Source organism: Murinocardiopsis flavida (genome assembly GCF_003014485.1).
In the GTDB taxonomy this organism is placed as follows: domain Bacteria; phylum Actinomycetota; class Actinomycetes; order Streptosporangiales; family Streptosporangiaceae; genus Murinocardiopsis; species Murinocardiopsis flavida.
The window spans coordinates 47,385-73,557 of record NZ_PYGA01000001.1; the positions used below are offsets into that span (position 1 = coordinate 47,385).

Below are 26,173 nucleotides of genomic sequence, written 5' to 3' on the forward strand. Positions count from 1 at the left end.
CTTTCCGGAGAAGCCCCCGCACTCGCCCCGGAGTCCCGGCCGGCGGCACCCGGCGCGCCTTCACGGCCGGACGCCCGGCCCGAACCCCGTCCACCGCAGCTCGGCCGGAAGGTGGCCCATGTCGTTGTACAGCAGCACCGCCGGCGCCATGCCGTGGCGGTACCCGATCGCCGTCACGGCCGTGTTCCCGCAGCTCATCCCCAGCCACCGCACCGGCGGCGCGTCGAGTGCGTGCCGCACCAGCCAGGCCACCTGGTAGGCGTGGGTGACCAGGACCTCGTGGGTCTCGGTGTCGGCGGGGCGGGCGAACCTGTCGGTCAGCGCGTCCGCGAGGCGGGCGCCCGAGGCCGCTTCCTCGGCGCCGTACCCGTCGAAGAACCCGGCCCACGCCGGGGGGATCTCGTCCGGGACGTGCGGGATGTGGTCGACCAGCTCCGCGGCTTCCCGTACCGGCACTCCCGGCAGGTGCTCGCCGATGATCCGGGCGGACCGGACCGCCCGGGCCAGCGGCGAGTGCCACACCGCGTCGACCGGCAGGCGGGCGAGGCGCGCCGCGAGCAGCTCCGTCTGGCGCTCCCCCACCTCGGTCAACTCCCCAAAGGGATCCGCCGCACCGTGCCGCACCACGTACAGGTTCCGAGTCGCCATCACCGCCCCTTTCCGAACATGAATACCATCAACATCATGATGTTCACAACATCTGAAACAGGTTCGAGCACGGCACGCCCCACGGAACGGACGCCCCGCCAAGAACCTGCGGCCGGACCGGAGACCAAGCAGTGCGGCAGCACCACGACGGCGCCCCAACCATGACCGGTGCCACGACCCTGAAACCTCGAACGGAGCCGTTGACCTGTGTCGGCCGGAACCACTGACACTGTGTTCGCGCCTGGTTACCCTGGCTCCAGAGGCGTGACCAGTGCAGTGGAGGTTGCCATGGGTCACCGGAAGGAAGGCGAACCGGACTAGCAGCCGGAGCCGAAGACCAGTCAGGATGGACAGAATCCCACTCCGCACGGCGGCGGGGGTGAGAAGACCGGCGAGAACAAGTGACCACTCCTACGGAGAGCGGCCCGGCTGCGCTGGTCGGGCTGCTCCGCGCTGACGGGTTGTCCATTGACCCGCAGTGGGAGGCGGCCTTTGTCGCGGTCCCGCGTCATGCGTTCCTGCCCGATGTGGTCTGGGAGAACGACGCTGACGGGTGGCTGTCCCCGGTCGGACGCGAGGATTCGCGGTGGAGGTCGTGGGCCTACTCCGACGTGCCGATCGTGACCCAGGTCGACGACGGCGAACCGGAGGGGGCGGACGGCCGGGGGCGGCTGGCCACGAGTTCGGCGAGTCAGCCGCTCATGGTGCTGACCATGCTTGAGGCTCTTGAGGTCTACGGCGGGGCGCGCGTACTGGAGATCGGGACGGCGACCGGGTTCAATGCGGCCCTGCTTTCGGAGCGACTCGGCGCGGAGCACGTGACCACGATCGAGATCGATGCGGCGTTGGCCGAACAAGGGCGTGCGAACCTGCACCGCGTGGGCTTCTCCCCCTCGACGGTCGTCGGCGACGGCACCAAGGGGGTCGCCGCCGGTGCCCCCTATGACCGGGTGCTGGCCACGGTCGCGGCGAAGACGGTGCCCTACGCCTGGGTGGAACAGACCCGGCCCGGCGGTCTGATCGTGGCGCCGTGGGGCAACGACTATCTCGGGCATCGGCTGCTGCGCCTGGTGGTCGGCGCGGACGGGACCGCGTCGGGGTGGGTCATCGGCCCGGCCGCGTTCATGTGGTTGCGCGACCAGCGTTCGTACCGGGGGACATGGCGCGACCACATCGACTTCGACGCGCCCATGACCGAGGCCACCACGACCACCGACCCCCGGATCGCGGTGGCCGCCGAAGACAGCGGCGTCCGCTTCGTGGTCGGCTTCGCGGTGGCGGATCTGTACGCGATGTCGTTCACCGCCAAGGACGGCTCGGGCGAGTCCACGGTGTGGCTCTACGACGCACGCGGTTCCTGGGCCGCGGTGGACTTCGTGCCGGGCGCGCGTGAGTACGCGATGAGCCACCACGGGCCGCGCAACCTGTGGGCGGAGGTCGAGCACGCCGTTGGCGCCTGGGAAGCGGCGGGCCGACCGGACCGCGAACGGTTCGGCGTCACGGTCACTCCGACCGAACAGCAGGTATGGCTGGATGAACCGGACAATGTCGTGGCCTGACGCGCCGCGGGTCCGCTCCCCCGCTCGCGGGATTGTGCCGTGTGCGCCGGGTGTCCACTTCAGGTGAGGGCGGCGTCGCGGTCCCGCAAGGTGGCCAATGCCGAGGCGTACATGCGGGACTTGATGGTGCCGAGGGTGGGCCCGGTCTTGCCGGCCTGGGTCCGGGCGATCTCCACAGCGGTCCGGCGCACGGCGTCCTCGTCGGCCGTGCTGTCGACGACCGCGGCGGCGAGGGCATCGTGGCCGCCGTAGCGGCGGGCGGTGGTCATGGCCTCGTGTGCGGTCTGCGGGGTGAGCCGGGCCTGGATGAGTGCCGACATGCCGGGGGTGAACGCGATGTCGATGTCGGCTTCGGGCAGGCACCAGTAACCGCGGTCGGCGCGCATCACGCGGAAGTCGTGGGCCAGGGAGAGCATCGCTCCGGCGGCGAAGGTGTGGCCTTGCAGGGCGGCCACGGTGATCACCGGCAGGGAGAGCATTCGCGCGAGGAGGTCGTGGACGCTGGTGACGTAGGCGGGGTACTGGTCGGTGTGGGCGAACAGCCAGTCGAGATCGAGGCCGTTGGAGAAGAACTTGCCGGTGGCGGCGGTGACCAGGGCGCGCGGCCCCTCCGCCCGCTCCACTTCGTCCAGTGCGGCGTTGACCGAGACGATCCAGTCGGGGTGGAAGCGGTTCTCGGTGTCGCCGATGTCGAGGACGAAGACGTCGTCCTGGCGGTCGAGTGTGGGCACGGCTACTCCTTCGGGGCGGTGGGCGGCCGGTCGCGGTGGCACACCCCGTCCCACCGGGTGCCTTGGTCGGCCCGAGCAGGATCCTACCAATGAGTAACTTATGGGGATGACAGCGTACAGGTCACCCGCCCCGCCTCCCGCCCTCGCGCACACCCCGATCCCCCGCGCACCCCGACCGAAATAACCGAGCCCGGCCCTGGTTATTCGGGCGCCACCTTGGCGGCCTGGTTGTCAGGCGGGGGCCACCTTGGCTATGAGGCTGCGCAGGGCTTCGGACTCGTCGGGGGTGAGGTCGGTGAGCGGTGGGCGCACGGGCCCGGCGCTCCTGCCGATCGCGGTGAGGCCGGCCTTCACGATCGACACCGCGTACCCGGGTCGGCGGTTGCGGATGTCCAGGTACGGCAGGACGAACTCGTCGAGCTTCCGGTAGACGGTGGCGGCGTCGCGGGCGCGGACCGCCGTGTAGAAGTCGACGGCGAACTCCGGCAGGAAGTTGAAGATCGCCGAGGAGTAGGTGGTGACGCCCATTTCCAGGTAGGGCAGTGCGTAGGTCTCCGCTGTGGGCAGCCCGCCGATGGAGAGGAGGCGCTCGCCCAGGCGCGCGTGGATGCGGGTCATCAGGTCGACATCGCCGATGCCGTCCTTGAAGCCGATGAGGTTCGGGCAGCTGTCGGCCAGTTCCTGGACCGCGTCGAAGCCGAACGCGGCGTTCGCCCGGTGGTAGACGATGACGCCGAGCCCGGTCGCCTCGCACACCGCGCGGACGTGGGCGACCAGCCCTTCCTGCGAGAGTTCGGTGAGGTAGGGCGGCAGCAGGAAGACGCCGTGCGCGCCGGCGGCCTCGGCGTCGCGTGCCATCGCGACCGCCTGGGCCGTGCCGTACCCCGCGGGCGCGACCACCGGTTTCCCTTCGGGGGTCGCGGCGACCGCCGCGCGGATGACACGGCCCACCTCCTCGGGGGTGAGCGCGAAGAACTCGCCGGTGCCGCCCGCGGCGAAGACCCCGGACGCGGCGTAGGAGCCCTGCCATTCGAGATGCCCGCGGTACGCGGCCTCGTCGAAGGCGAGGTCGGCGCGGGCGTGGGTGACGGGGAACGAGAGCAGGCCCGATCCGAGAACCGATCGCAGGTCTCCGGGAGCGAACAGCGTCATAAGGGAGTACTCCGGTGTCTGTGGGTTGGCCAGAGTGTAGGCAGCCGCTTCAATACCTGTCCAAGTCAATAAGGGTATTGTTAAATACTTTTACTGCATTACATGGATGGGGAGGCGTCGTGCGGGATCGATTCACCCTCGACCAGCTGCGCGGATTCGTCGCGGTCGCCGAGGAGCGCCACTTCGGTCGCGCCGCGGACCGTCTCAACATGACCCAACCGCCGCTGAGCAGGCAGATCCAGCGGCTTGAGCGCACGCTCGACGTGGAGCTGCTGCACCGCGCCTCCCGCACGGTCCAGCTGACCCCGGCGGGCGATGCGTTCCTCGCCGACGCGCGGCGGATGCTCGGGCTGGCCGACGCGGCGCCGCTGACCGCGCGCAGCGCGGCCCGCGGCACCGCCGGGGCGCTGCGCATCGGGTTCACGGCGGTATCGGCGCTGACGGTGCTCGGCACCTGGATCAAGGCCGTCAAGCTGAACATGCCGGAGGTCGAGCTGACGCTGACCGAGATGGTCAGCAGGGACCAGGTCGAGGCGCTGCGCACGGACCGGCTGCATGTCGGACTCGCCCGCGGTGTCCCGGCATCCGACCTGATCAGCGCGCGTCGCGTGCACGTCGAGAGCCTCATCCTCGCCTGCCCGCGCCACCACCCGCTCGCGGGGCTGCGGCGCCCGCCGAGCCTCGCGGAGATCGGTCGGCACGACGTCGTCGGCTACGCCCCGATCGCGGCGCGCTACCTGTACGAGCTCGTCGTCACCTGCTTCCGCGAAGCGGGCGTGGAGCCGCGCTACGTCCAGCACGTCGACCAGGTGCACAGCCTGCTCGCGCTGGTCAACGCCGGGCTCGGGGTCGGGATCGTGCCCCGTTCCGCCTCGCGGCTCCGCCTCCCCAACCTCGCCTTCACCGAGATCGACGCCCTGCGGCCCGACCTGGTCGAGACCCACTGCCTCTGGCGGACCGGGCACGGAAATCCGGCACTGGACGCGCTTCTGGCGGTCCCCGAAACCCACGCCGTCACTCTTGACGGCCCATTGCCACCGGCTTAGCATCCGTCTACACATGCAGACCGAATGCGTGTTTCTGAACACATGCGGCCTGGACGGATCCCCACCTCGGCACCGACCGCCCCTCCGCCACGGCTCCGCCCGCTCCATCCGACCATCGGAGAGACGATGCAGCCTCCCGCACGTCCCCCATTGCGCGGCGGACGGCCCCGGGCCCTTGCGGCCGCAGCGGCTCTCGTCGCCCTCACCCCGATCAGCGCCTGCGCCGTCGCCAACAGCGACGACACCGGGACCACGGGCGGCGGCGAGGGCACCCTGCGCATCGTCCTCGCCCAGGAACCGCCGACACTGGATCCCTGCGACGCGTCGCTGACAGCCACCGGCGCCGTCGTGCGCTCCAACATCAGCGAACCGCTCATCGAACGCGATCCGACATCGGGCGAGCTCGAACCGCTGCTGGCCACCGAGTGGCACCGCACCGACCCCACCACCTGGCGCCTCGACCTCCGCTCCGGCGTCACGTTCCACGACGGGCAGCCCTTCACCGCCGAGGACGCCGCCTTCTCCATCGACCGCGCCGTGCACTCCGACGTCGCGTGCAACGTGGACGGCTACGTCTTCGGCGGCACGGAACTCGACGTGCAGACCGACGGCGCGGCCGCGCTGACCGTCACCACGGCCGAACCCGACCCGGTCCTGCCGCTGCGCCTCAGCTTCATCGAGGTCGTCCCCCGGACCACGAGTACCGACGCCAAGGTCCGCACGCCCGTCGGCACCGGCCCCTACGCCATCGACAAGTGGGAGACGGGGGTGTCGATCGCCCTCCGCCGCAACGACTCCTACTGGGGGGACGCCCCGGCCTACCCCCGGGCGCGCTACGTCTGGCGGTCGGAGCCCAGTGTGCGGGCGGCGATGATCGACAACGGCGAGGCCGAGCTGTCGGCCGCGCTCAACCCCGAGGACGCCACCGAGGACAACTCGGTCGCCTACCCCAACAACGAGACCACCGCGCTGCGGCTGGACGGGACGCAGCCGCCGCTCGACGACATCCGGGTCCGCAAGGCGATCGGCATGGTGATCGACCAGGGCGCCATCGCGGACGTGCTTTTCGCCGGGCTCGCCGACCCGGCCGCGCAGCTCGTCCCCGACGGGGTGGTCGGGCACAACGCCGACCTCCGGGCGGCACCCCCCGATTTCACGGCCGCGCGCGCACTGGTCGCCGACGCCGCCGACGACGGGGTGCCGACCGGGAAGCGCATCTCGCTGATCGCCCGCAACGGCCAGTTCCCGCGGGTCTCGGAGACGGCGGAGGCCCTGCAATACCAAATGGCCCGGCTCGGCCTGAACGTGCGGATCCAGATGACCGATTCAGCCGCCCACCTGGAGTACCAGCTCCGGCCGTTCCCCAAGGGGGCCGGACCGGTGGCGCTGCTGATCATGCACGGCAACCAGACCGGCGACGGGGCGTTCACCACCAGCCAGTACCTGCTGAGCGACGGCCCGCAGTCGACGTTCGGCACCGCCGCGCTGGACGAGCGGATCGCGGCGGCGGGGGCCCTGTCGGGCGACCGCAGGCAGGACGCCTTCGCGGCGGTGTTCGCCGCCCAGAACGACGACGTCGCCCAGTACGTGCACCTCGCGCACATGCGCGGGCTGCTGGGACGGTCGGCGGACGTGCGGTACGAACCGAACTCCGCCACCGGCGACGAACTGCGGCTGGCCGACGTCCGGCCCGCGCACCGGAAGGGGTCCTGACATGGTGACCTTCCTGCGCAAACGGGTCGTCTCCAGCGCAATCCCGCTGCTGTTCGTCGTGTTCGGCGTGTTCTGCCTGGCGCGGCTGACCGGCGACCCCGTCAACCTCTACCTCCCGCTGAGCGCGACCCCGGAGCAGCGGGCGGAGTTCGCCGCGGCGAACGGGCTGGACCAGCCCGTCCTGGTGCAGTTGTGGGACTACCTCGGCCAGATCGCGCGCCTGGACTTCGGCGAGTCCCTGCGCACCGGGCAGTCCGCTGCGGAGATGGTGTTCGCCGCGTTCCCCGCCACCCTCCAGCTGGCCGCCGTCACCATGCTCATCGCCGTCGCCGGCGCCGTCCTGATCGGCTGCGCCGCCGCCTACCGGCCGAACTCCCCCGCCGACCGCGTGTGCAGCTTCCTGTCGATGACGGCGGCCAGCATCCCGGACTTCTGGTTCGCGATCATGGGCGTCCTCGTCTTCGGCGTCACACTGGGGTGGCTGCCGACATCCGGCGTGACCGGCGGGGCCGAGGTCTGGGTGCTGCCCATCGCCACCCTGCTGATCCGGCCGTTCGGCGTCCTGGTGCAGGTGGTACGCGGTGCGATGGTCGCGGCGCTCACCGCGCCCTACACCAGGGTCGCGCGCAGCAAGGGCGCCAGCGAGAAACGGGTGGTCTTCGGGCACGCACTGCGCAACGCGGCCATGCCGGCGCTCACCGTCGCCGGCGACCTCGCCATCGGCCTCGTCAACGGCGCGGTCGTCGTCGAGACGATCTTCGGCTGGCCCGGCATCGGCAAGCTGATGATCGACTCCGTCCTCCAGCGCGACTTCGCCGTCCTCCAGGCCGCCGTCCTGCTGACCGCGGTGACGATCTTCACGCTCAACATCCTCATCGACGCGTGCTACGCCCTGCTCGACGCCCGAGTGCGCCAGGCCGCGCCGGCCTGAGACGGAGGAACCCCCGATGACCGCCACCCCCCAAGACCCGGGCCCCACCGCCCAAGATCCGGGCCCCGCTCCCCAGGACCCGGGCCCCGCTCCCCAGGACCCGGCCGCCGCGCCCCGCCCGGCACCGCGCCCGGCACGCTGGTGGACGCTGCTCGGCGGCGACCGGTTCGCCGCAGCCGCCGCGGTCGTCCTCGGACTGGTCCTGACAGCGGCGCTCCTGGGCCCCGTCCTCCTCGGCGACGCGGCCGAACGCCAGGACCTGCGCGCGTCGCTGCGCCCGCCGTCGCTCGACCACGGCGTCCTCGGCCTGCTCGGCACCGACGTCCTCGGCCGCAGCATGCTCGCCCGGCTGATCGACGCGGCGGGCACGACGCTGTCCGTCGCGCTCCCCGCGGTCGTGTGCTCGCTGGTCATCGGCTCGGCGATCGGCATGTGGGCCGGCTACCACGGCGGCCTCAGGGAGAGCGCCGCGATGCGGGTCGCCGACGTGATCCTGAGCTTCCCGTCGCTGCTGCTGGCCGTGGTCGCGCTGTACGTGTTCACGCCGAGCGTCGCCAACCTGGTGCTGATTCTCGCGATCACGCGGATCCCGGTCTACCTGCGCACCGCCCGCGCCGAGGCGGCCGAGCTCAGGAGCCGGCTGTTCGTCGACGCGGCGCGGACCTTCGGCGCCGGCAGCGGGGCCACAATCTACCGGCACATCCTGCCGATCACCCTGCCCACGCTGCTGACCGTCGCCACGGTCGACTTCAGCTTCGTCATGCTCACCGAGTCGTCGCTGAGCTTCCTCGGGATCGGCATCCAGCCGCCCGACGTCAGCTGGGGCCTGATGGTCGCCCAGGGGCGGCAGTACCTGCAAACGGCGTGGTGGATCGCCGTACTGCCCGGGGTCGCGATCGTGATCACCACGGTCTCGGCCACCATCATCGCCGCGTGGGCGCGCCTCGCCACAGACCCCGCGCAGCGCTGGCGGCTGACGGCGCCGCGGGCGCGGCGCGCCCGCGCGAACCGAGGAGAGACGCCCTCATGACCGTCCCGACCCCCGCCGCGCCGCCCTCCGGCGCCGAACCGGCCCTTGAGGTCGAGAACCTCAGCGTCGACCTGAACACCGCGTCCGGAACGGTCCGGGCCGTCGACGGCATCAGCTTCGCCGTCCGCAAAGGGGTGACGCTGGCGCTGCTCGGCGAGTCGGGCTGCGGCAAGTCCATGACCGCGCTGGCCGTCGCCGGGCTGCTCGACCCGGTCGCCGAGGTGGCCGAGGGCGCCGTCCGGGTCGGCGGCACCGACGTGCTGCGCCTCGGCCGCGCCGAGCGGAAGAGGCTCGCCGGGCCCGTGCTCTCGATCGTCTTCCAGGACGCGCTCACGGCGCTGAACCCGGTGCAGACCGTCGGCGCGCAGTTGGGCGAGCCGTTCCGCATCCACCAGGGCCTCTCGCGGCGCAAGGCGCGGGAGAAGGCGGTCGAGCTGATGCGGACCGTCGGGATCCCGGAGCCGCGCGCGCGGGCGCGCTCGTACCCGCACCAGTTCTCCGGCGGGATGCGGCAGCGGCTGCTCATCGCGATGGCGGTGGCGCTCGGCCCCGACGTGCTGATCGCCGACGAGCCCACGACGGCGCTCGACGTGACCGTCCAGGCGCAGATCATGCAGCTCCTCGCCGACCTCCAGGCCGAGCACGACATGGCCGTCGTGCTGATCACGCACGACCTCGCCGTGGTCGCGGAGCGCGCCGACAACGTGGCCGTCATGTACGCGGGGACGGTGGTCGAGACCGGCCCCGTCCACGAGGTGTTCGCCGCACCGGGCCACCCCTACACCCGCGGCCTGCTCGACTCGGTGCCCGAGAACGTCGATCGGGGGCAGCGGCTGCGCTCGGTCCCCGGCAGCCCGCCCGAGCTGACGGCGATCCCCGCGGGCTGCGTGTTCCAGGCCCGCTGCCCGATGGCGCGCGACAGATGCGCCGAGGAGCGCCCGGCCCTCACACCGGCCGGCCCGTCCAGGGCCGCCGCCTGCCACTTCTCCGAGGAGCTCGCCAGTGCCTGACTCGCCCGGCCGGTCCGACACACCGGACGCGCCCGCCGTGCCTGACGCAACTGCCGCGACCGGCTCAGCTGCCGCGCCCGCCGCCTCCGCCGCGCAGGCCGGCGGGCCGCTGCTCTCGGCCACGGGCCTGCGGAAGTCCTTCCGGGTCGCGGGCGGCAACGGCGGAAAGGCCGACCTCACCGCGCTGGACGGGGTGGACCTCCACGTAGGCCGCGGGGAGACGCTCGGCCTCGTCGGCGAGTCCGGGTGCGGGAAGTCGACCCTCGCGCGCGTCCTCCTCCTGCTCGAACGGCCGGACGCCGGGACGGTCCGGTTCGAGGGGACCGACCCGTTCGCGCTGCGCGGCAGGGACCTCCTGAAGTGGCGGCGCCGCGTGCAGATGGTGTTCCAGGACCCGTTCGCGTCGCTCAACGCGCGGATGAGCGCGGCCGACATCATCGGCGAGCCGTGGCGGACGCACCGCGACGCCGCCCCCGCCGACCGGGACCAGCGGGTCCGGGAGCTGCTCGACCTCGTCGGCCTGCGTCCCGGCGACGCCCGCCGCTACCCGGGCGAGTTCTCCGGCGGGCAGCGCCAGCGGCTGGGGATCGCCCGCGCCCTCGCCCTCGGGCCGGAGCTGATCGTGTGCGACGAGCCCGTCTCGGCGCTGGACCTCTCCGTCCAGGCGCAGGTGCTCAACCTGCTCGCCGACCTCCAGCAGCGCCTCGGCGTCTCCTACGTGTTCATCTCCCACGACCTGTCGGTGGTCCGGCATGTGGCGGACCGGGTCTCGGTGATGTACCTCGGCAAGGTCGTCGAGCACGGGCCCACCGAGAGCGTCTTCGAGCGGCCGCTGCACCCCTACACCGCGGCCCTCATGTCGGCCGCGCCGTCGCTGGGCGCCGCTCGGTCCGGCCGCCGTATCCTGCTGAGCGGCGAGATCCCGTCGCCGCTGGACCCGCCGTCGGGATGCCGGTTCCGCACCCGCTGCCGGCAGGCGACCGACCTCTGCGCGGAGACCCCGCCCGCTCCGGCCGAGGTGCGGGAGCACCACGAGACGCTGTGCCACTTCCCGCTGGAGGGCGCCCCGGCCGGCGCCTGAAGCGTCCGGCGGCCGGGGCCTTGGTCCTCGGCGTCCGGGCCGCCGCGCCCCCGGCCGCTGGGGGCGCGGAGGGCGCTACGCCGCCGCGCGGACCACGTTCACCAGCGGGCGGCCCTCGGCCAGCCGCGCGATGTTGCCCGCGATCTCGGCGGCCCGGCCGGCGAACGTCTCCACGGTGTGCCCGGAGTGGTGCGGTGTCATGACGACGTTGTCGAGCGTGTCGAACGGGCGGGTGTACCCGCGGGAGCCGGTGCCGTCCTTGGGGTGGCCCCACCACACATCCAGCGCCGCTCCCCCGATGCGGCCCCCGGCGAGGGCGTCGTAGAGGGCGTCCTCGTCGACGATCGGGCCGCGCGACACGTTGACCAGCAGCGCGCCGGGGCGCATCAGGGCCAGTTCCGCCGCGCCGACCATCCCGGCCGTCGACTCCGTGAGCGGAACGGTCACCACGACGAGGTCCGATTCCGCCAGCAGCGCGGGGAGGCCGCCATTACCTTCGACGCGGTCCGGCCGCACTCCGGCGGGCAGCGGAGCGGCGGGGTCGCGGCGCACCGCGCGGACCCGCATGCCCAGCGCCGCCGCCATCCGGGCGACCTCGCCGCCGATCGCGCCGAGCCCGATGACGCCCACTGTGCGCCCGGCGAGGGTGTCCCCCAGCGCGATGCCGGGGTCGACGGCGACGGACTCCCACCGGCCCTGGCGCAGCAGGCGTTCGGCGCGCCGGACACGGCGGGACAGCATGAGCGCCGCCATCACCACGTGCTCGGCGATCGAGCGCCCATGGTGGAAGGTGTTGCACACGGCCGTCCCCGGCGGCAGCGCGTCGAGCGCGATGCGGTCGAGGCCCGCACCGGTCACATGCACGAGCCGCAGCCCCCGCCCGGCCGCCGCCATCGCCTCGGTCACCCGCGACGCGACGAGGACGTCGGCGCCGAGCACCCCGGCGGCGACCTCGCTGTCGGGGCGCCCGGCGAGGAACTCCCAGTCGTGGCCGTCGGCGCCGCCGGACGTCAGCTCGGCGCGGAACCGGTCCAGGATCGGGTCGGCGAGCACGACCCTCATCGGCGGCCCGGCGGGCCCGGCGGGCCCGGCGGGCGTCACCACCGGGGGGCCGACGGGTCGAAGCCGGGCTCGAACCGGCGCATGTACCCGGTGTCGTCGCGCTCCCTGATCCCGCCGGAGAGGTACTGCTCGTGCAGCCGGGCGAGGGCGTCGCGGTCGAGCTCCACGCCGAGCCCCGGCGCCGTCGGGACCGCGACCGAACCCCCGGAGAACGCCAGCGCGCCCGGCACGATCACGTCGTCGGCCGGGTCCTTCCACGGCCAGTGGGTGTCGCAGGCGTAGGTCAGGTTGGGGGTGGCCGCCGCCAGGTGGGTCATCGCCGCGAGGCTGATGCCGAGGTGGGAGTTGGAGTGCATCGACAGGCCGAGGCCGAAGGTGTCGCAGATCGCGGCGAGGGAGCGCGAGCGCTCCAGGCCGCCCCAGAAGTGGTGGTCCGAGAGGACGACCTGGACCGCGTCCTGTGCGACCGCCGGTTTCACCTGGTCGAACGCCACCACGCACATGTTGGTCGCCAACGGCATGGACACCTCGCGGGCGACCTGCGCCATGGCGTCGATGCCGGTGGTCGGGTCCTCCAGGTACTCGATGACGCCGTCGAGCCCGGCGCCGACGCGGATGGCGGTCGCGGCGGTCCACGCCCCGTTGGGGTCGATGCGCAGCGGGTGGTCGGGGAACGCATCGCGCAGGGCCAGAACCGCCTCGACCTCGGCCTCGGGCCGGAAGACCCCGCCCTTGAGCTTGATCGCGGTGAACCCGTAGGCGTCGATCATCCGCTGCGCCTGCGCGACGATCTGGGCGGGGTCCAGCGCGGCGCCCCAGGCGTCGTCGGCGGCGCCGGGGTGGCCGGCCCACTTGTAGAACAGGTAGGCGCTGTAGTCGACGCGGTCGCGCAGGGCCCCGCCGAGCAGGTCGGCGACCGGGCGGCCGATCGACTTGCCCCGGATGTCCAGGCAGGCGACCTCGAACGGGGACATGACGCGGTCGACCGTGCTGCTGCCGGTGACCATGCCGCTCATGCCGTGCCCGCCCGTGCCGCGGTCGGCGGCGAGCGCGCCGTGCACTGCGGCGGCGAGCGCATGGGTGTGCCACACGTCGATACCGGTGATGGCCTGCGCCGCGACGCGGAGCCGGTCGAGGTGACCGGCGTCGCCGTAGGACTCCCCGAGCCCGACGAGGCCGGAGTCGGTGACGACCTCCACGACGGCCCGCAGCGCCAGCGGTTCGTGCACCCCGACCGTGTTGAGCAGGGGCAGGTCGCGGAAGGCGATCGGCGTGATGCGCACCTCGGCGATGCGGTGCCGCTCGGCGGTCACTTCGTTGCTCACCCTGTCCTCCGGCGTCGCGGTGCCGGCGGCAGCCGCCGGCCATCGGTGCGTACAGGGGCACCCTAACCAGGAATTGTTTATATGGGTAGACGATCGTCAGAATGTAAGACAGTTTTCGCGCGTGAGCGGGGCACGCGCGGCGGTCGCAGCGGTCGCGACGTGCGCGGCGGTCGCGGCGTGCGCGGCGGTCGCGCCGTGCGCGGCGGTGTCAGATGCCGCCCGGGCTCCCCAACTCGATCGCCATCGCGGCCTCCTCGATCGACGCGCGCGCCTTGCGCATCGCCGCCACGATCTCGGCCTCCCTGGCGGGGGTCAGCCGGGCCAGCGGCACCGAGCAGCTGATCGCGTCGGTGGCGGGCTCCGAGTAGCGCAGCGGCAGCGAGAAGCAGTGCAGGCCGAGGCTGTTCTCCTGGCGGTCGACCGCATAGCCGCGGTCGCGCACCTCGGCGAGGTCGCGGGCCAGCGCGTCGCGGTCGGTGCGGGTGTGCTCGGTCAGCGGCGCGAGCACGTCCGGCAGATGCTCGGCCACCTCATCACCGTCGAGCCCGGCGAGCAGCGCCTTGCCCAGTGCGGTGGAGTACGCGGGCAGGCGGCGGCCGACCCTGCTGTGCGGGCGGAGGTACTGGCTGGACGCCCGGGTGACCAGGTAGACGACGTCGCCGCCCGCGAGCCGGCCGAAGTGGAAGGTCTCGTCGAGCAGCTCGCCGAGGGAGTCGAGGACCGGTTTCGCGATGCGCACGTAGGGGTCGGTGTCGAGGTAGGTGGTCCCGGCCAGCAGCGCCCGAATGCCGATGGCGTACATGGTCCCCGACGGGTCTGTGCGCACCCAGCCGTACTTCACCAGCGTGCGCAGCAGCGCGTAGCAGCTGCTGCGGGGCATGGCGAGCGACTCGCTCAGCTCCCGGAGGCGGGCGGGGCGGTTCTGCCGGGCGGCCAGCAGTTCGAGCAGCTCCAATGTGCGCGCCGCCGACTTCACGTCGCGGACGCCGCCCGCCCTCGGCTCCGTGGAACTCCGAGCGTCGCCGCCTGAAACGCCGGCCGGATCAGCCATTGCCACCCTCTTCGCCATCGTGCCGGTCGGCACCACGCGACACCCGCCGACCCGGGCCACCACGCTACCGGCTGCCAGTCCCGGCCCCGCGCCCCCGGAACAGCACCGGTCCCAGGCCCCTACGCCCCAGGACAGCAGGGACGCGCCGCACACCCCCTGCGCCCCGGGACTCCACGGGCGTGCCTCCCACCCCCTTCACCCCCCGGTCACCAGGGCCGTGAGAACTGCCTCGCGCCGTCGAATGGCATTGGGTTCAGGCCCGCACCACGCCGTTCTGGTAGGCCCACACCACGGTTTGCACGCGGTCGCGGGTACCGATCTTGGTCATGGCCCGTCCGAGGTGCGACTTGACCGTGCTCGTCTCGATGAACAGCTCCCGGCCGATCTCGGCGTTCGACATCCCCTGCGCGAGCAGGCGCACGATCTCGGTCTCGCGGGTCGTCAGCAGGCCGAGGACCGCGGAATCGGCCTGGTGCGCGGGCCTGCGGCGGGCGAACTCGGCCATCACCCGCCGGGTGACGGCCTGGTCGACCAGGCCGTAGCCGCCCGCGAGCCGGCGCACGGCGTCGATGAGGTCGTCGGGGTCGGTGTCCTTGAGGATGAACCCGCCGGCGCCGGCCTCCAGTGCCCCGAAGACGTACTCGTCCAGGTCGAAGGTCGTGACGATGAGGATCTCGGGGGCGTCCGCTGCGGCATCGGCGAGGATGCGGCGGGTCGCCGACAGCCCGTCGCCGCCGGGCATCCGCACGTCCATGCAGATCACGTCGGGTTTCAGTCGTTCGGCGAGCTCGACCGCCGTGGGGCCGTCACCGCACTCGCCGACCACCTCGATGTCGTCGGCGAGGGTGAGGATGACGCGGAACCCGGCCCGGACGATGGTCTGGTCGTCGACGAGGAGCACCCTGATCACTACGCCTCCTCCTGCCCGGCGGCCTTGGTGCGGGCCGGGGCGGTCTCGTTGCCGACGGGCAGGTCCAATCGGACCCGCCACCCGCCCTCGGCGGTCGGGCCGGCCGCCAGTTCGGCGCCGACGAGCTGCGCCCGCTCCCGCATCCCCAGGAGGCCCAGGCCGCGCGGCGCGCCCGCCGGCTTCCCGCTCGCGGCCGGCCGGCCGTCGCCCGTCTCGTTCTCGACCCGCAGGACGATCCGCGAATCACGGTAGTGCAGCAGCACCCGCACCGGTGTGTTCGGCGCGTGCTCGCGGGCGTTGGACAGCGCCTCCTGCGCGACCCGGTAGACGGTGACATCGGCGACCGGCGGCAGGCCGTACGGTTCGCCCTCGCGCTCCAGGGCGACCGAGCCGCCCAGCGCCTGCTCGGCCCCTACCAGGCGGTCGAGCGCCGCGGCCCCGGGGACCGGCGCCCCGCTCGCCCCGGGGAGCGTCCCCCCGCCCCCGGACGGGTCGGCCGCCTCCCCCGGTTCGCGCAGCGCCCCGACGACCAGTCGCAGGTTGTCGAGGGTCTCCCTGCCCTGCGAGCGGACCCAGGCCGTCGCCTCGCGGGCCGCGTTGTCGTCGCGGCCGATCAGCAGCTCCGCGGCGCCCAGCTGCACGACCATCCCGGACAGGTGGTGGGCGGCGATGTCGTGCAGTTCGCGTGCCATACGCGCCCGTTCGGCCATGATCGCGCCCTCGGCCCTCTCCCGCTGCCGCTGGACGTCCTCCGCGGCGCGGAGCCGGGTCAGGTCGGCGTAGCGCCGCCGCGTCGCCACGTGCGCGCCGACCAGCGCCGGGACCGCGTAGCTGAAAAGGGCGGCGATGAGAAGCCCGCCAACCAGGATCCCGTTCCCCACCAGGCTCCACGGTTGCGAGACGGGTGCCGCGCCGGGCGCCGCGAGCGCGTCGAGCAGCGTCCCGGCGACCAGCGCGCCGGGGACCCCGATGAGGGCGGCGGCCGCGGCGAGGACTCGCAGCAGCCGGTGCGGCGGCAGCAGGGTGCCGCAGGTGTAGGCGGCGATGAACGGAGCGAGGCCCTGCATCGACGAGTCCGGGGGCACCAGCGACAGGATCACCAGGTGGACGAGCACAACAGTGGCCAGGCACAGGACGGGCCGGCTGCGCCGCACGCAGAGCACCAGGGACTGGACGGACACCGCGGCGGCGAGCAGGGCCACGGCGCCCGGCGGGAGGCGGACGCCGTCCTCCTCCGCGAGGAGGACGACGAACGCCCAGAGCATCGCGCCGGAGACCGGCAGCACCACCGCGGCCAGCAGTCCGTCGCGGGCCAGTGGCGTCCGCAGCCCGAGGCGGTCGAGTGCGTCGTCCAGCCGGGCCGGGGCCCGCGGGTCCCGGGTGTCGTGCGCGCGGACGGGGCCGCGCGCCAAGGCATCGTCGTCGGTCATCAGCCATCACCGGTCTCGTCAGGGGTCGTGTGCATGATGCCGTGCCGGCCGCAGCGGGGCCGCCGGGGTCCGCGTCCCCGGCGCCCCGCGTGCGCGCCCGGCGGTCAGTACGTGACGTCGAGGGAGAGCAGGCCGAAGACCGCGGCGAAGGACGCCGTCCCGACCAGCGCCAGCAGGACGAGCGCGCTGCCCAGGCACCGCAGCCGGCCGGAGCGGCGCCGGACGTCGTCGAACAGGACCACCGCCGCGGGTGCGATGGCGACGACGCCGAGCCACTGCGCCCCGGCGAGAGCGTACAGCGCATCCTCGGGCACCTCCTGGAAGCCCATGGCCATGAGGATGGCGGCGATCCAGCCGGCGAGCGCAGCCAGTGCGCTCGCCACCCCCAGGCGGGTCAGGATGCGGGCCGGCCGGCCGGCCCGGTCCCGTGCGGGCAGCGACAGGCGGCGGCGCACAATGGCGCCGATGGGCCAGGACAGGACGGCGGTGAGCAGGACGGCGAGAGCGGAGACGAGCACCGGGAGCGCGAGGGACGCCTCGCGTGCGGTGTCGACGCGCAGGAGGGTGAACGCCGCGGCGAAGCCGATCGCCTCCACCTGCCCGTCCCGCACCCGCATCGACAGGATCCGCTGCCCCCCGACCTCGCGCCACACCCAGGGCTCGACCTCCTCGTAGACCGTGGGGAGCGAGTTCATGTCCTCCGGGCCCGGGGCGACCTGGATCGTGCCGTCCGCACGCGCGACGACCTGCGTCTGCCCGCCGAGCACGCCGATGGCGTTCAGGAACGTGCTCTCCATCGCCCGCGAGCTCTCGTAGGTGCCCTCGGCGATCGCGGCGTGCTCGGCCGCCGTCGGCTCCACCGGGGTGTCCGCCTCGCCCGACTCGGGGAAGTAGCGGTCGCCGAACCCGGCGAGGATCTCCTCCCGGAGCAGGTGGCTGTCGGCCTCCCCGTATCCGTTGCCGTTGAGGCTCAGGAAGATCCCCGTGTCCTCGTCGGGGTAGATGCGCAGGTGGGAGTGGAAGTAGTTGGTGTCTCCCCCATGGCCGAGGGCCCGGTGTCCGTTGCGGTCCTCCTCGAAGAAGCCCTGCGTCATTCGCGGCCCGTTGGCGAGACCGCCCAGGGAGTCCTCTTCGAGTGCCGGCGTGTGCATGAGGTCGAGCGACTCGGCGCTCAGCGGGGCCTGGGCGGCGTCCAGGCCGCCCAGGTGAGCGCGCATGAACTTCGCCATGTCGGTCGCCGTCGCGGACATCCCGCCGGCGGGCACGCCCGCGACGACCTCGAAGGGCGCGGCCTGCTCGGTGTCGGAGCCGTAGCCGTTCGCGACGTGCTTCGCCAGGCCGCCGGTGAGCGGCTGGGCGAAGGAGGAGGAGTCCATGCCCACCGGCTCGAACACGTTGCGCTGGACGTACTCCTCGAAGGGGACGCCGCTGACCCGCTCGACGATGTACCCGGCGAGCGCGTTGCCGTAGTTGGAGTAGGCGGGGACCGTGCCCGGTGCGTAGATCTGCTCAGGGGGGTCGGTGACCAGGTGCTCGCGCAGGTCCGGCTCGGCGTCCTCGGGCAGGATCATGTCCGCGACCCGCTCCTCGTAGCCGGGGGTGTGGGTCAGCAGGTGGCGGACCGTGACGGGGTCGTCGAAGGACGAGGGCGCCGTGAAGTCGAGGTACTCGTTGACGTCGGTGTCCAGGTCCAGCTCGCCCTTCTCCACTAGCTGCATCACGGCCGTCGCGGTGGCGAGCTTCGACACCGACCCCACCCGGAAGAGCGTCTTCTCGGGGTCGACCGGCACCGGGTCGCCCCCGTCCGCACCGGTGTCGGCGTAGCCGTAGCCGCGCGCGGCGAGGAGCTCGCCGTCCTTGACGACGCTGATCGCGGCGCCGGGGATCCCGGTCTTGTCGAGCGCACCGGGGACCAGGCCGTCGAGCCAGGTGTTGAGGTCCCGCGCACCGAGTTCCGCCGTGCCGGCGACGGGGGTCGCGGGGACGGGGGGCGTCTCCGCGACGGGCCCGGCGCAGCCGCCGGCGAGCACAGCGGCGGCCGCGGCAGCGGCCAGCGCGGTCAGCAGCCTCCGGCCGCGCCGCGGCACGGGCCGGCCGGCAGTGGGGGGTACGCGGCTTGCTTCGGCGAGGTACACGAACTCTCTCCTGCTCCATAGGCGCCTCGGGCGCCGGACCGCGTCCGTGGTCCGGTCGCACCGCTGCTGTCGCCCTCAAGCCTTGTGGAGCAGGCCCCCGCGGCACAGCCCCCGCGGGTCCACATCGGAATTGCGACCTTTGGCGGAGGCGGCCGCCGTCTCAGGGAGCGGTCACAGGGAGCCGCCCGCGCGGTTGGTGCGGACGATGAGGTAGACGAGGTAGGGCGCGCCCAGGACGCCCGTGACGACGCCGACCGGGAAGCGCGTCCCGAACGCGTACTGGCCGCAGAAGTCGGCGACGAGCACCAGGAGCGCGCCGACCAGCGCGGCGGGCACCAGCAGTGATCCGCCCGGCCCCACGATGCGGGCCGCGATGGGGCCGGAGAGGAAGGCGACGAAGGCGATCGGCCCGGCGGCGGCGGTCGCGAAGGCGATGAGGCCGACGGCGGCGACGATGACGATGATGCGCGTGCGTTCGACGCGCACACCGAGCGCCGCCGCGGTGTCGTCGCCCAGCTGCATCATGGAGAGGTCGCGCGACCGGCTGAGCAGCAGCGGCCCCAGTACGGCCAGCGCCAGGGCGACCGGCACGGCCTCGTCCCACGTCGTGCCGTTCAGGCTGCCGGTCAGCCACCGCATCGCCTCCTGGAGGTCCCACTCCGCCGCCCGGGAGAGCACGTAGCTGGTGACGCTGTCGAGCATGGCGGCGATGCCGATGCCGATCAGGATGAGGCGGGTGCCGGCCACCCCGTCCTTGAACGCCAGGAGGTAGATGAGCATGGCCACGCCCAGCCCGGCGACGATCGCGAAAACCGACACCTCGAAGTCCCCGAGGGACAGCACCACGATCGCGAAGGCCGCCGCCGCGCTCGCGCCGGAGCTGATGCCGATGATGTCGGGGCTCGCGAGGGGGTTGCGCAGCATCGTCTGGAAGGAGACCCCGCCGAGGCCGAAGCAGAGCCCCGCGGCGGCGGCGAGCACCGCACGGGGCAGCCGGAGGGTGCCGACGGTGAACGACGCGCCGGGCACCTGCTCGCCGAGGATCACCCGCATGACCTCCCCCGGCGGGTAGAACGTCCGCCCGACCATCAGGGTGGTGGCGAACGCCGCGGCGATGAGGAGGGCGAGGACGCCGAGGAGGACGCGCCGCCGCGCGGCCCGGCGGCCCCGGCCGCGGGCCAGCGCGTCCGCGGCGGCGGGACGCGTGACGGTTTCCGCGCTCACAGGCTGCGCACCTGCTGCCTGCGGACGATGTAGATGAAGAACGGCGCGCCGATCAGCGCCGTCACGATCCCCACGGCGACCTCCTCGGGGCGGGCCACCACCCGGCCGACGACGTCCGCCGCGGTGAGCAGGGACGCGCCCAGCAGGGCGGAGAACGGCAGCAGCCACCGGTGGTCGACACCGACCAGCAGGCGGCACGCGTGGGGCACGACGAGGCCGACGAACCCGATGGGGCCCGTGACCGCCGTTGCGGCGCCGCACAGCGTCACGGCGCCGAGCGCGCCGCCGCCCCGCGCGAGGGCGACGCGCTCGCCGAGCCCGGCCGCCAGCTCGTCGCCCAGCGCGAGGGCGTTCAGGGACCGTGCCGACAGCAGGCTGATGGCGGCCCCCGCCGCGAGGAAGGGCAGGACGTGCGCGATGCCGTCGTAGGACGCCCCGCCGACGCCGCCGACCTGCCACAACCGGAACCCGCCGGCCACGTCGTTGCGCGGGAGCGCGACGGCGCTGACGAGCGAGGCGGCGGCCGCCGACGTGGCGGCGCCCGCGAGCGCGAGCTTCAGCGGGGTGGCGCCGCCCCGGCCCAGCGCGCCGACCGTGTAGACGAACGCGGCCGCGGCCGCTGCGCCCGCGATCGCGACCCAGATGTAGCTGGTCGGCGCGGCGAGGCCGAAGAAGACGATCCCCGTGACCACGGCCAGCGAGGCCCCCATGTTCACGCCGAGGATGCCGGGGTCGGCCAGCGGGTTGCGGGTGACCCCCTGCATCACGGCGCCGGACAGGCCGAGTGCGGCGCCGACGACGACGGCGAGCAGCGTGCGCGGGATGCGTTTCGCGACCGCCGCCTGCTCCAGGGTCGCGTCCGTACCGGCCAGGGCCGCGGTGATGTCGGCGATGCCGACGTTGCGCGACCCCAGCGCGACCGAGGCGAGCATGAGCAGAGCCAGTGCGAGGAGCGCCGCGAGCAGCCAGAGGATCCGCACCCGCACCGGGCGCCGTACGGCGGCGGGGTCCGGTGCGGGTGCGGTGCCGACCGGTGTCATTCGGCCTTGCCGGCGACCTTGGCGAGTTCCGTGACGTAGTCGTCGAGCACCCACGGGATGGACAGCGGGGTGGGGTTCGCCGCGGTGCTCAGCGGGGTGCCGTCGGGGAGGAGGAACACCGACTCGCGTTCGACGGCGGGGAGCTTGGCGAGCAGCGGGTCGTCCTCGATGATGCCGAGGAGCTTGCCGTCCTCGTCGCCGTAGCCGGTGATGACGTCGACGTCGTTGAAGTCGTCGATCTGCTCGGCGCTCTTGGTGAGCGCGAACTTGTCGGTGCCCTCCGACGCCTTCGCGATGCTGTCGGGGATGGTCATCCCGAGGTCCTCGAAGAAGAGGGTCCGGGTGTCGTGCGTGGTGTAGAAGCCGACCTCGCTGACGTCGTTCGGGTCGACGTGGGTCATGAACATCGCCGACTTGCCCTTGACCTCCGGGTGCTTCGCGACGGTCTTGTCGATCTCCTTCTCCAGGTCGGCGATCAGCTCGTCGCCCTCGTCGGCCATGCCGATGGCCTGGCTGTTCAGCTCGATGGTCTCGCGCCACGGCGTGGCCCAGGGCGCGTCCGGGTAGGCCACGACCGGGGCGATCTCGCTGAGGGTCTCGTAGTCCTTCTTGGTCAGCCCGGAGTACGAGGCGAGGATGACGTCGGGCCGCGTGTCGGCGACCGCCTCGAAGTCGATGCCGTCGGTCTCGTCGAACAGGACCGGGGTCTTCGCGTCGAGCTCCGTCAGCTTCTCGTCGACCCACGGCAGGACGCCGTCGTCGTTGTCGTCGCCGAAGTCGGCCGACGCCATGCCGACGGGCACGACGCCGAGCGCCAGCGGCACCTCGTGGTTGGCCCAGTTCACGGTGGCGACGCGCGCCGGCTTCGACTCGATGGTCGTGGTGCCCAGCGCGTGCTTGATCTCGATGGGGTATTCGCCGGATCCGCCGGCGGCGGAGTCGTCCTCGGCGCCCGAACGGCCACCGCAGGCGGCGAGGCTCAGGACTGCGACTGTGGCGGCTGCGACGGCCGCGAACCGATGTGAGCGCATCAAAGTGAGGTCCACTCCCGAATGAATGAGGCTTGCCTAACCTAAATTAGCAGGCGGCCCCAAGACCCGAATACCGGGAGGTGGGTAACGGAACTCCCCCACAGGCCGAGAAAGTGGGACCAAGGTGACGCTTGTCACTTCGGCCGGGCAAACCTATTCTTGTGAAAGCGCTTTCGGAAGCGCTTACATCCGATCCCCGACCATCCCGCCTTTCCTCCTGAGACAACCGTTCGAGGTCGGCGCCTGCTGCGGCGAGTGACCCAGACAGGGAGTTCAGCAGTGTACGAACGCAGATGGTGGCTGTCCGTGCTGACCGTGGCGACGGTCGTGTCCACGCTGGCGGCGCCCGCGATGGTGGCCGACCCCGGTGCCGCCGCACCGGGCCCCGACGACCCGATCACCGACCCGATCCCGGAGGACCCGATCCGCTCCCGGCTCGGCCTCGTCCTGGAGGAGTACGCGCAGCTCCCCGAGAGCGAGCCGACCCCGCCGCCGACCGACGAGCGGCTGATGCGGCACAACCGGATCAACTACGTCGGCGAGGTCCCCGACGGTTCGGGGCGGTTGTACGTGCCCGACCTCAACGGTTCGCTGTACCTGCTGGAGGACGGCGAACAGCACCCCTACCTCGACGTCAAGGAGCGCTCCGCGGACTTCTTCTCCGGCAGGGGCATGGGCAGCGGGTTCGGCTTCGTCACCTTCCACCCGGACTACGCCGACAACGGCGTCTTCTACACGGTGCACTCCGAGGGCGAGAAGGCGGTCGCCGAGAAGGAGCCGACCTACCCCAACCAGCCCGACGCAGCGGTGCAGAGCGTGGTCACCGAATGGACCGCCGACGACCCCGCCGCCGACGAGTTCAGCGGGACCAGCCGCGAGATCTTCCGCTACGGGTTCGGCAGCTACATCCACGCGATCCAGCAGATCGACTTCAACCGCAACGCCGAGCCCGGCGACCCCGACCGCGGGATGCTCTACCTCGCCGTCGGCGACGGCGGGATCGCTGTGGACAACGACATCCCGCAGGAGCTGGACAACCCGGCGGGCAAGATCCTGCGGATCGACCCGTCCGGCGACAACGGCCCCAACGGGCAGTACGGGATCCCCGAGGACAACCCGTTCGTCGGCAAGGACGGCGCGCTGGGCGAGATCTTCGCCTACGGGATGCGCGACCCGCACCGGTTCAGCTGGGACCCCGGCGGCAGCGGCGCGATGTACCTCGGCCACATCGGACAGCGGGCCGTGGAGTCGGTCTACGAGGTCCGGCCGGGCGACAACCTGGGCTGGAGCAAGCGCGAGGGCTACCTGTCCTTCCGCCCCGACACCCAGTGCTACCTCTACCCGCTGCCGGCGGACGACGAGAAGTACGGCTACACCTACCCGGTGGCGGCATACGACCACGACGCTCCGAAGAACTGGCCGTGCAACGCCGACAGCGGGCACGCCATCTCCGGCGGCCAGGTGTACCGGGGCTCGGCGCTGCCCAAGCTGCGCGGCAAATACGTCTTCGGCGACCTGGTCGACGGCAAGGTGCTCTACACCGAGACCGCCGAGATGAAGCGCGGCGGCGAGCGCGCGCCGATCCACGAGCTGCAACTGTTCGACACCAAGGGCAAGCAGCTGCGGATGACCGACTTCGTCGGCGACGGCCGGGTCGACCTGCGCATCGGCACGGACTCGAAGCAGAACCTCTACCTGCTGGCGAAGGCCAACGGCACTATCTGGAAGGTCACCGGCACCCGCACGGGCCCCGCATCGGAGGTCACCGACAAGGTGCGGTCGAACCTGGCGGCGTACTACGACTTCGAGCACCCGTTCGCCGCCGACGACGCCCACGAGGAGGACCAGGGTTCCTCGAACACCCTGCTGTCGCTGGTCAACGGCGAAGAGTCGATGCGGGCCAAGGAGGGCGCCTTCCGCGGCAGCAACAACTCGCTCCAGACCAGGCAGGTCGATCCGGACGACAACGGCAACGACGACTGGAAGGCCGGCGTCTGGGACCCCGAAGGAGCGGAGTCGCTGCGCGCGTTCAACGGCGCCAAGGGCGCGACCGTGATGGGCTGGTTCAAGACGACCGGCGAGAACCCCGGCCTGAACACCACCACCCCGGATCCGGACGACCGGTACAACTCGGTCGGCCTGGCCGGGATCCTCAGCGGCGACTCCAACGGGCACGACGTCCGTGCGCTGCTGGAACTCATCGAGGTCGACGGCGAACTGAAACTCGTCGCGCTGGGGCGGCGGCTCGACGGCGGCGCGTCCCAGACGTTCGCCGCCGACAAGGACTGGCGCAAGCTGCTGCCGAAGGGAAAGTGGGTGCACCTGGCCGCCACCTTCGACTACACCACCGGGGACATGGCGCTGTACCGCAACGGCAAGCCGGTCGACGGCTCCTACGTGGTGCCCGGTGACCCCTGGAAGGTCGACGGCTCCGGCGCCTCGGCGACCGACCCGCGCGGGATCAAGATCGGCGGCAGCTTCCCGCAGAACAGCCAGGAGCGCAATCCGTGCGACTGCCGCATGGACTCGCTGATGTTCCTGGACACGGCGGCCGCACCGAAGACGATCGCCGACCAGTACCGGCGGTTCGCCCATCGCTGAACCGCACCGCCCGCCCCGGAGCCCCGCCTCCGGGGCGGGCGGCCGCCGCACGCCCGCTGCGGCGCGGTTCGCCCGCGCGTCCTGCGACCGCGCGCCATAGGCCCAGCGGAGCGGCACCAGCTCGGCGGTCCCCTCGTCTGCCGGCGGGTCAGAGCCGCGGTTGGACGAGCCCGATGACGTTGCCGTCGGGGTCGCGCACTGTCGCGGTCAGCTTGCCCCCGCCGACGTCCTCGATCGCCTGGACCTCGGCGGCCCCGGCGGCGAGCAGGGTCCCCAAGCGCCCCTCGATGTCGTCGACGTGCACGTAGCAGACGGGGCCCGCCATCCCCTTGGCATGGCCGTTGGGGTCCAGGCCGATGTCCTGGCCCTCTGCCGCGAACCCGGTGTAGTACGCCGTGTCCACCTGCGGCCGCGCGTCGAGAAGAGCGCTGAAAAGCGCCTTCGCCGCCGCATGGTCCCGAACGGGGTAGATGATCGTCCTGATGGCGTCGGTCATGGTGTGCTCCTCCGAGTGTGCCTTCCCGGTCCCGTCACACGGGCGGGCCGCGGCGGGTCAGTGCTGTGACACCCGGCGGCGAAGGGATGTGACCCATGGACGAGCGCGATCCCCTGGTGGCCTGCTTCGAGGAGCACCGGAGCCACCTGCGGGCGGTGGCACTGCGGATGCTCGGCTCCGGCGACGAGGCCGACGACGCCGTCCAGGAGACATGGCTGCGGTTCAGCCGCTCCGGCACGGACGGCGTCGCCAACCCCGGCGGCTGGCTGACCACGATCGTGTCCCGCGTGTGCCTGAACATGCTGCGCAGCCGGACGTCCCGGCGGGAGCTGCCGCTCGGCGAGCCGCACCCCGACCCCGTCGCCGACCGCAGCGGCGACCCCGAGCACCGGGCGCTCCAGGCCGACGCGGTCGGTGCGGCCCTGATCGTCGTGCTCGACACCCTGACCCCCGCCGAACGGCTGGCGTTCGTGCTGCACGACCTGTTCGCCGTGCCCTTCGAGGAGATCGCGCGCATCGTCGACCGCTCGCCCGCCGCGGCCCGGCAGCTCGCCAGCCGCGCCCGGCGCAGGGTGCAGGGCAGCCTCGAGGCGGGCGGCGGCGTCCCCGAGCGGCGGCGCGAGGTCGTCGGCGCCTTCCTCGCGGCGGCGCACGGCGGCGACTTCGACGCCCTGCTCACCCTGCTCGACCCGGACGTCGTGCTCCGCGCCGACCCGGCCGCCGTGCGCATGGGCGCGCCGAGCGAACTCCGCGGGGCGCCCGCGGTGGCGGGCACCTTCACCGGCCGCGCGCTGGCCGCGCACCCGGCGCTCATCGACGGCGCGGCGGGCGCGGTGTGGGCACCGGGCGGGCGCCCGCGGGTCGCGTTCGGATTCACGGTCGCGGCCGGGCGCATCACCGCGATCACCATGACCGCCGACCCCGGCCTGCTGGGCCGGGTCGACCTCGACGCCGACAGGGGCTGAGG

At 72.7% G+C, this 26,173-nt stretch carries 22 protein-coding genes; 9 read left to right on the forward strand and 13 right to left on the reverse strand.

The genetic code is table 11. The features are described from left to right. Positions 1-60: 60 nt before the first annotated feature. Entirely contained in the window at positions 61-648 is a 588-nt protein-coding gene (locus CLV63_RS00155; RefSeq protein ID WP_106580772.1) for a histidine phosphatase family protein, read from the reverse strand. Positions 649-1,049: 401 nt separating this feature from the next. Here CLV63_RS00155 and CLV63_RS00160 point away from each other — a divergent pair, with 401 nt between their 5' ends. Beyond that, positions 1,050-2,207 (forward strand): methyltransferase domain-containing protein, encoded by a 1,158-nt coding sequence (locus CLV63_RS00160; protein WP_106580773.1) that lies wholly within the window; start codon positions 1,050-1,052, stop codon positions 2,205-2,207. Between the two features lie 59 nt (positions 2,208-2,266). On the opposite strand, the gene CLV63_RS00165 is transcribed toward CLV63_RS00160, so the two are convergent. Together CLV63_RS00165 and kdgD are read right to left on the reverse strand one after the other, a co-directional pair. Continuing rightward, positions 2,267-2,938: an enoyl-CoA hydratase-related protein gene (locus CLV63_RS00165; protein WP_106580774.1), complete on the reverse strand. Its 672-nt coding sequence runs from the start codon at positions 2,936-2,938 to the stop codon at positions 2,267-2,269. Positions 2,939-3,169: 231 nt separating this feature from the next. After that, a complete protein-coding gene (gene kdgD, locus CLV63_RS00170) occupies positions 3,170-4,090 on the reverse strand; it encodes a 5-dehydro-4-deoxyglucarate dehydratase (RefSeq protein ID WP_106580775.1) in 921 nt (306 codons plus the stop codon). A 119-nt stretch (positions 4,091-4,209) separates the two neighbouring features. Here kdgD and CLV63_RS00175 point away from each other — a divergent pair, with 119 nt between their 5' ends. From CLV63_RS00175 to CLV63_RS00200, 6 genes are all read left to right on the forward strand, one after another. Beyond that, positions 4,210-5,136, forward strand: a complete 927-nt coding sequence (locus tag CLV63_RS00175; RefSeq protein WP_106580776.1) for a LysR family transcriptional regulator — start codon at positions 4,210-4,212, stop codon at positions 5,134-5,136. A 126-nt stretch (positions 5,137-5,262) separates the two neighbouring features. Next, positions 5,263-6,849 carry an ABC transporter substrate-binding protein gene (locus tag CLV63_RS00180; protein ID WP_106580777.1) on the forward strand — a complete coding sequence of 529 codons (1,587 nt, stop codon included), beginning with the start codon at positions 5,263-5,265 and terminating at the stop codon, positions 6,847-6,849. A gap of 1 nt (position 6,850) precedes the next feature. Continuing rightward, positions 6,851-7,780 carry an ABC transporter permease gene (locus CLV63_RS00185; protein WP_106580778.1) on the forward strand — a complete coding sequence of 310 codons (930 nt, stop codon included), beginning with the start codon at positions 6,851-6,853 and terminating at the stop codon, positions 7,778-7,780. Positions 7,781-7,796: 16 nt separating this feature from the next. Continuing rightward, on the forward strand, positions 7,797-8,810 hold the full coding sequence (locus tag CLV63_RS00190; RefSeq protein WP_106580779.1) for an ABC transporter permease: 1,014 nt from the start codon (positions 7,797-7,799) through the stop codon (positions 8,808-8,810). Further along, the gene (locus CLV63_RS00195; RefSeq protein WP_106580780.1) at positions 8,807-9,820 is read left to right on the forward strand and encodes an ABC transporter ATP-binding protein; all 1,014 of its coding nucleotides are present in this window, start codon (positions 8,807-8,809) and stop codon (positions 9,818-9,820) included. The genes CLV63_RS00190 and CLV63_RS00195 overlap by 4 nt, the downstream gene beginning before the upstream one ends. A gap of 37 nt (positions 9,821-9,857) precedes the next feature. Continuing rightward, the gene (locus tag CLV63_RS00200; protein ID WP_245928480.1) at positions 9,858-10,901 is read left to right on the forward strand and encodes an ABC transporter ATP-binding protein; all 1,044 of its coding nucleotides are present in this window, start codon (positions 9,858-9,860) and stop codon (positions 10,899-10,901) included. A 75-nt stretch (positions 10,902-10,976) separates the two neighbouring features. Here the strand turns inward: CLV63_RS00200 and CLV63_RS00205 are convergent, their stop codons facing one another. From CLV63_RS00205 to CLV63_RS00245, 9 genes are all read right to left on the reverse strand, one after another. After that, complete coding sequence (locus CLV63_RS00205) at positions 10,977-11,954, reverse strand: 2-hydroxyacid dehydrogenase (RefSeq protein WP_211301077.1); 978 nt, start codon at positions 11,952-11,954, stop codon at positions 10,977-10,979. A gap of 44 nt (positions 11,955-11,998) precedes the next feature. Beyond that, positions 11,999-13,288 (reverse strand): glucarate dehydratase family protein, encoded by a 1,290-nt coding sequence (locus tag CLV63_RS00210; protein WP_245928483.1) that lies wholly within the window; start codon positions 13,286-13,288, stop codon positions 11,999-12,001. Between the two features lie 208 nt (positions 13,289-13,496). After that, a complete protein-coding gene (locus CLV63_RS00215) occupies positions 13,497-14,339 on the reverse strand; it encodes an IclR family transcriptional regulator (protein WP_106580781.1) in 843 nt (280 codons plus the stop codon). Between the two features lie 253 nt (positions 14,340-14,592). Continuing rightward, on the reverse strand, positions 14,593-15,249 hold the full coding sequence (locus CLV63_RS00220; protein ID WP_106580782.1) for a response regulator: 657 nt from the start codon (positions 15,247-15,249) through the stop codon (positions 14,593-14,595). Continuing rightward, positions 15,249-16,679, reverse strand: a complete 1,431-nt coding sequence (locus CLV63_RS00225) for a sensor histidine kinase (RefSeq protein ID WP_106580783.1) — start codon at positions 16,677-16,679, stop codon at positions 15,249-15,251. Before CLV63_RS00225 ends, CLV63_RS00220 begins: the two co-directional genes overlap by 1 nt. Before the next feature lie 104 nt (positions 16,680-16,783). Continuing rightward, positions 16,784-18,814, reverse strand: a complete 2,031-nt coding sequence (locus CLV63_RS00230; protein WP_106580784.1) for a serine hydrolase domain-containing protein — start codon at positions 18,812-18,814, stop codon at positions 16,784-16,786. A gap of 171 nt (positions 18,815-18,985) precedes the next feature. Beyond that, on the reverse strand, positions 18,986-20,038 hold the full coding sequence (locus CLV63_RS00235; protein ID WP_106580785.1) for a FecCD family ABC transporter permease: 1,053 nt from the start codon (positions 20,036-20,038) through the stop codon (positions 18,986-18,988). Then, a complete protein-coding gene (locus CLV63_RS00240; protein WP_106580786.1) occupies positions 20,035-21,078 on the reverse strand; it encodes a FecCD family ABC transporter permease in 1,044 nt (347 codons plus the stop codon). The genes CLV63_RS00235 and CLV63_RS00240 overlap by 4 nt, the downstream gene beginning before the upstream one ends. Beyond that, positions 21,075-22,109, reverse strand: a complete 1,035-nt coding sequence (locus tag CLV63_RS00245; protein ID WP_106580787.1) for an iron-siderophore ABC transporter substrate-binding protein — start codon at positions 22,107-22,109, stop codon at positions 21,075-21,077. The genes CLV63_RS00240 and CLV63_RS00245 overlap by 4 nt, the downstream gene beginning before the upstream one ends. 279 nt (positions 22,110-22,388) lie before the next feature. Between CLV63_RS00245 and CLV63_RS34335 the strand changes: the two genes are divergently transcribed. Then, positions 22,389-24,710 (forward strand): PQQ-dependent sugar dehydrogenase, encoded by a 2,322-nt coding sequence (locus CLV63_RS34335; protein WP_245928485.1) that lies wholly within the window; start codon positions 22,389-22,391, stop codon positions 24,708-24,710. A 148-nt stretch (positions 24,711-24,858) separates the two neighbouring features. On the opposite strand, the gene CLV63_RS00255 is transcribed toward CLV63_RS34335, so the two are convergent. Further along, a complete protein-coding gene (locus CLV63_RS00255; RefSeq protein ID WP_106580788.1) occupies positions 24,859-25,206 on the reverse strand; it encodes a VOC family protein in 348 nt (115 codons plus the stop codon). Positions 25,207-25,301: 95 nt separating this feature from the next. On the opposite strand from CLV63_RS00255, the gene CLV63_RS00260 reads away from it, so the two are divergent. Next, on the forward strand, positions 25,302-26,171 hold the full coding sequence (locus CLV63_RS00260) for a sigma-70 family RNA polymerase sigma factor (RefSeq protein WP_106580789.1): 870 nt from the start codon (positions 25,302-25,304) through the stop codon (positions 26,169-26,171). The last annotated feature ends 2 nt before the right edge of the window (positions 26,172-26,173 follow it).

Excerpts from the sequence above, each read along its gene's own strand:
- CLV63_RS00155 (WP_106580772.1), bottom strand. The coding sequence starts at position 648 with ATGGCGACTCGGAACCTGTACGTGGTGCGGCACGGTGCGGCGGATCCC.
- kdgD (WP_106580775.1), bottom strand. The coding sequence starts at position 4,090 with ATGACGCTGTTCGCTCCCGGAGACCTGCGATCGGTTCTCGGATCGGGC.
- CLV63_RS00180 (WP_106580777.1), top strand. The coding sequence starts at position 5,263 with ATGCAGCCTCCCGCACGTCCCCCATTGCGCGGCGGACGGCCCCGGGCC.
- CLV63_RS00185 (WP_106580778.1), top strand. The coding sequence starts at position 6,851 with ATGGTGACCTTCCTGCGCAAACGGGTCGTCTCCAGCGCAATCCCGCTG.
- CLV63_RS00190 (WP_106580779.1), top strand. The coding sequence starts at position 7,797 with ATGACCGCCACCCCCCAAGACCCGGGCCCCACCGCCCAAGATCCGGGC.
- CLV63_RS00195 (WP_106580780.1), top strand. The coding sequence starts at position 8,807 with ATGACCGTCCCGACCCCCGCCGCGCCGCCCTCCGGCGCCGAACCGGCC.
- CLV63_RS00215 (WP_106580781.1), bottom strand. The coding sequence starts at position 14,339 with ATGGCTGATCCGGCCGGCGTTTCAGGCGGCGACGCTCGGAGTTCCACG.
- CLV63_RS00225 (WP_106580783.1), bottom strand. The coding sequence starts at position 16,679 with ATGACCGACGACGATGCCTTGGCGCGCGGCCCCGTCCGCGCGCACGAC.
- CLV63_RS00240 (WP_106580786.1), bottom strand. The coding sequence starts at position 21,078 with ATGACACCGGTCGGCACCGCACCCGCACCGGACCCCGCCGCCGTACGG.
- CLV63_RS00245 (WP_106580787.1), bottom strand. The coding sequence starts at position 22,109 with ATGCGCTCACATCGGTTCGCGGCCGTCGCAGCCGCCACAGTCGCAGTC.
- CLV63_RS00255 (WP_106580788.1), bottom strand. The coding sequence starts at position 25,206 with ATGACCGACGCCATCAGGACGATCATCTACCCCGTTCGGGACCATGCG.
- CLV63_RS00260 (WP_106580789.1), top strand. The coding sequence starts at position 25,302 with ATGGACGAGCGCGATCCCCTGGTGGCCTGCTTCGAGGAGCACCGGAGC.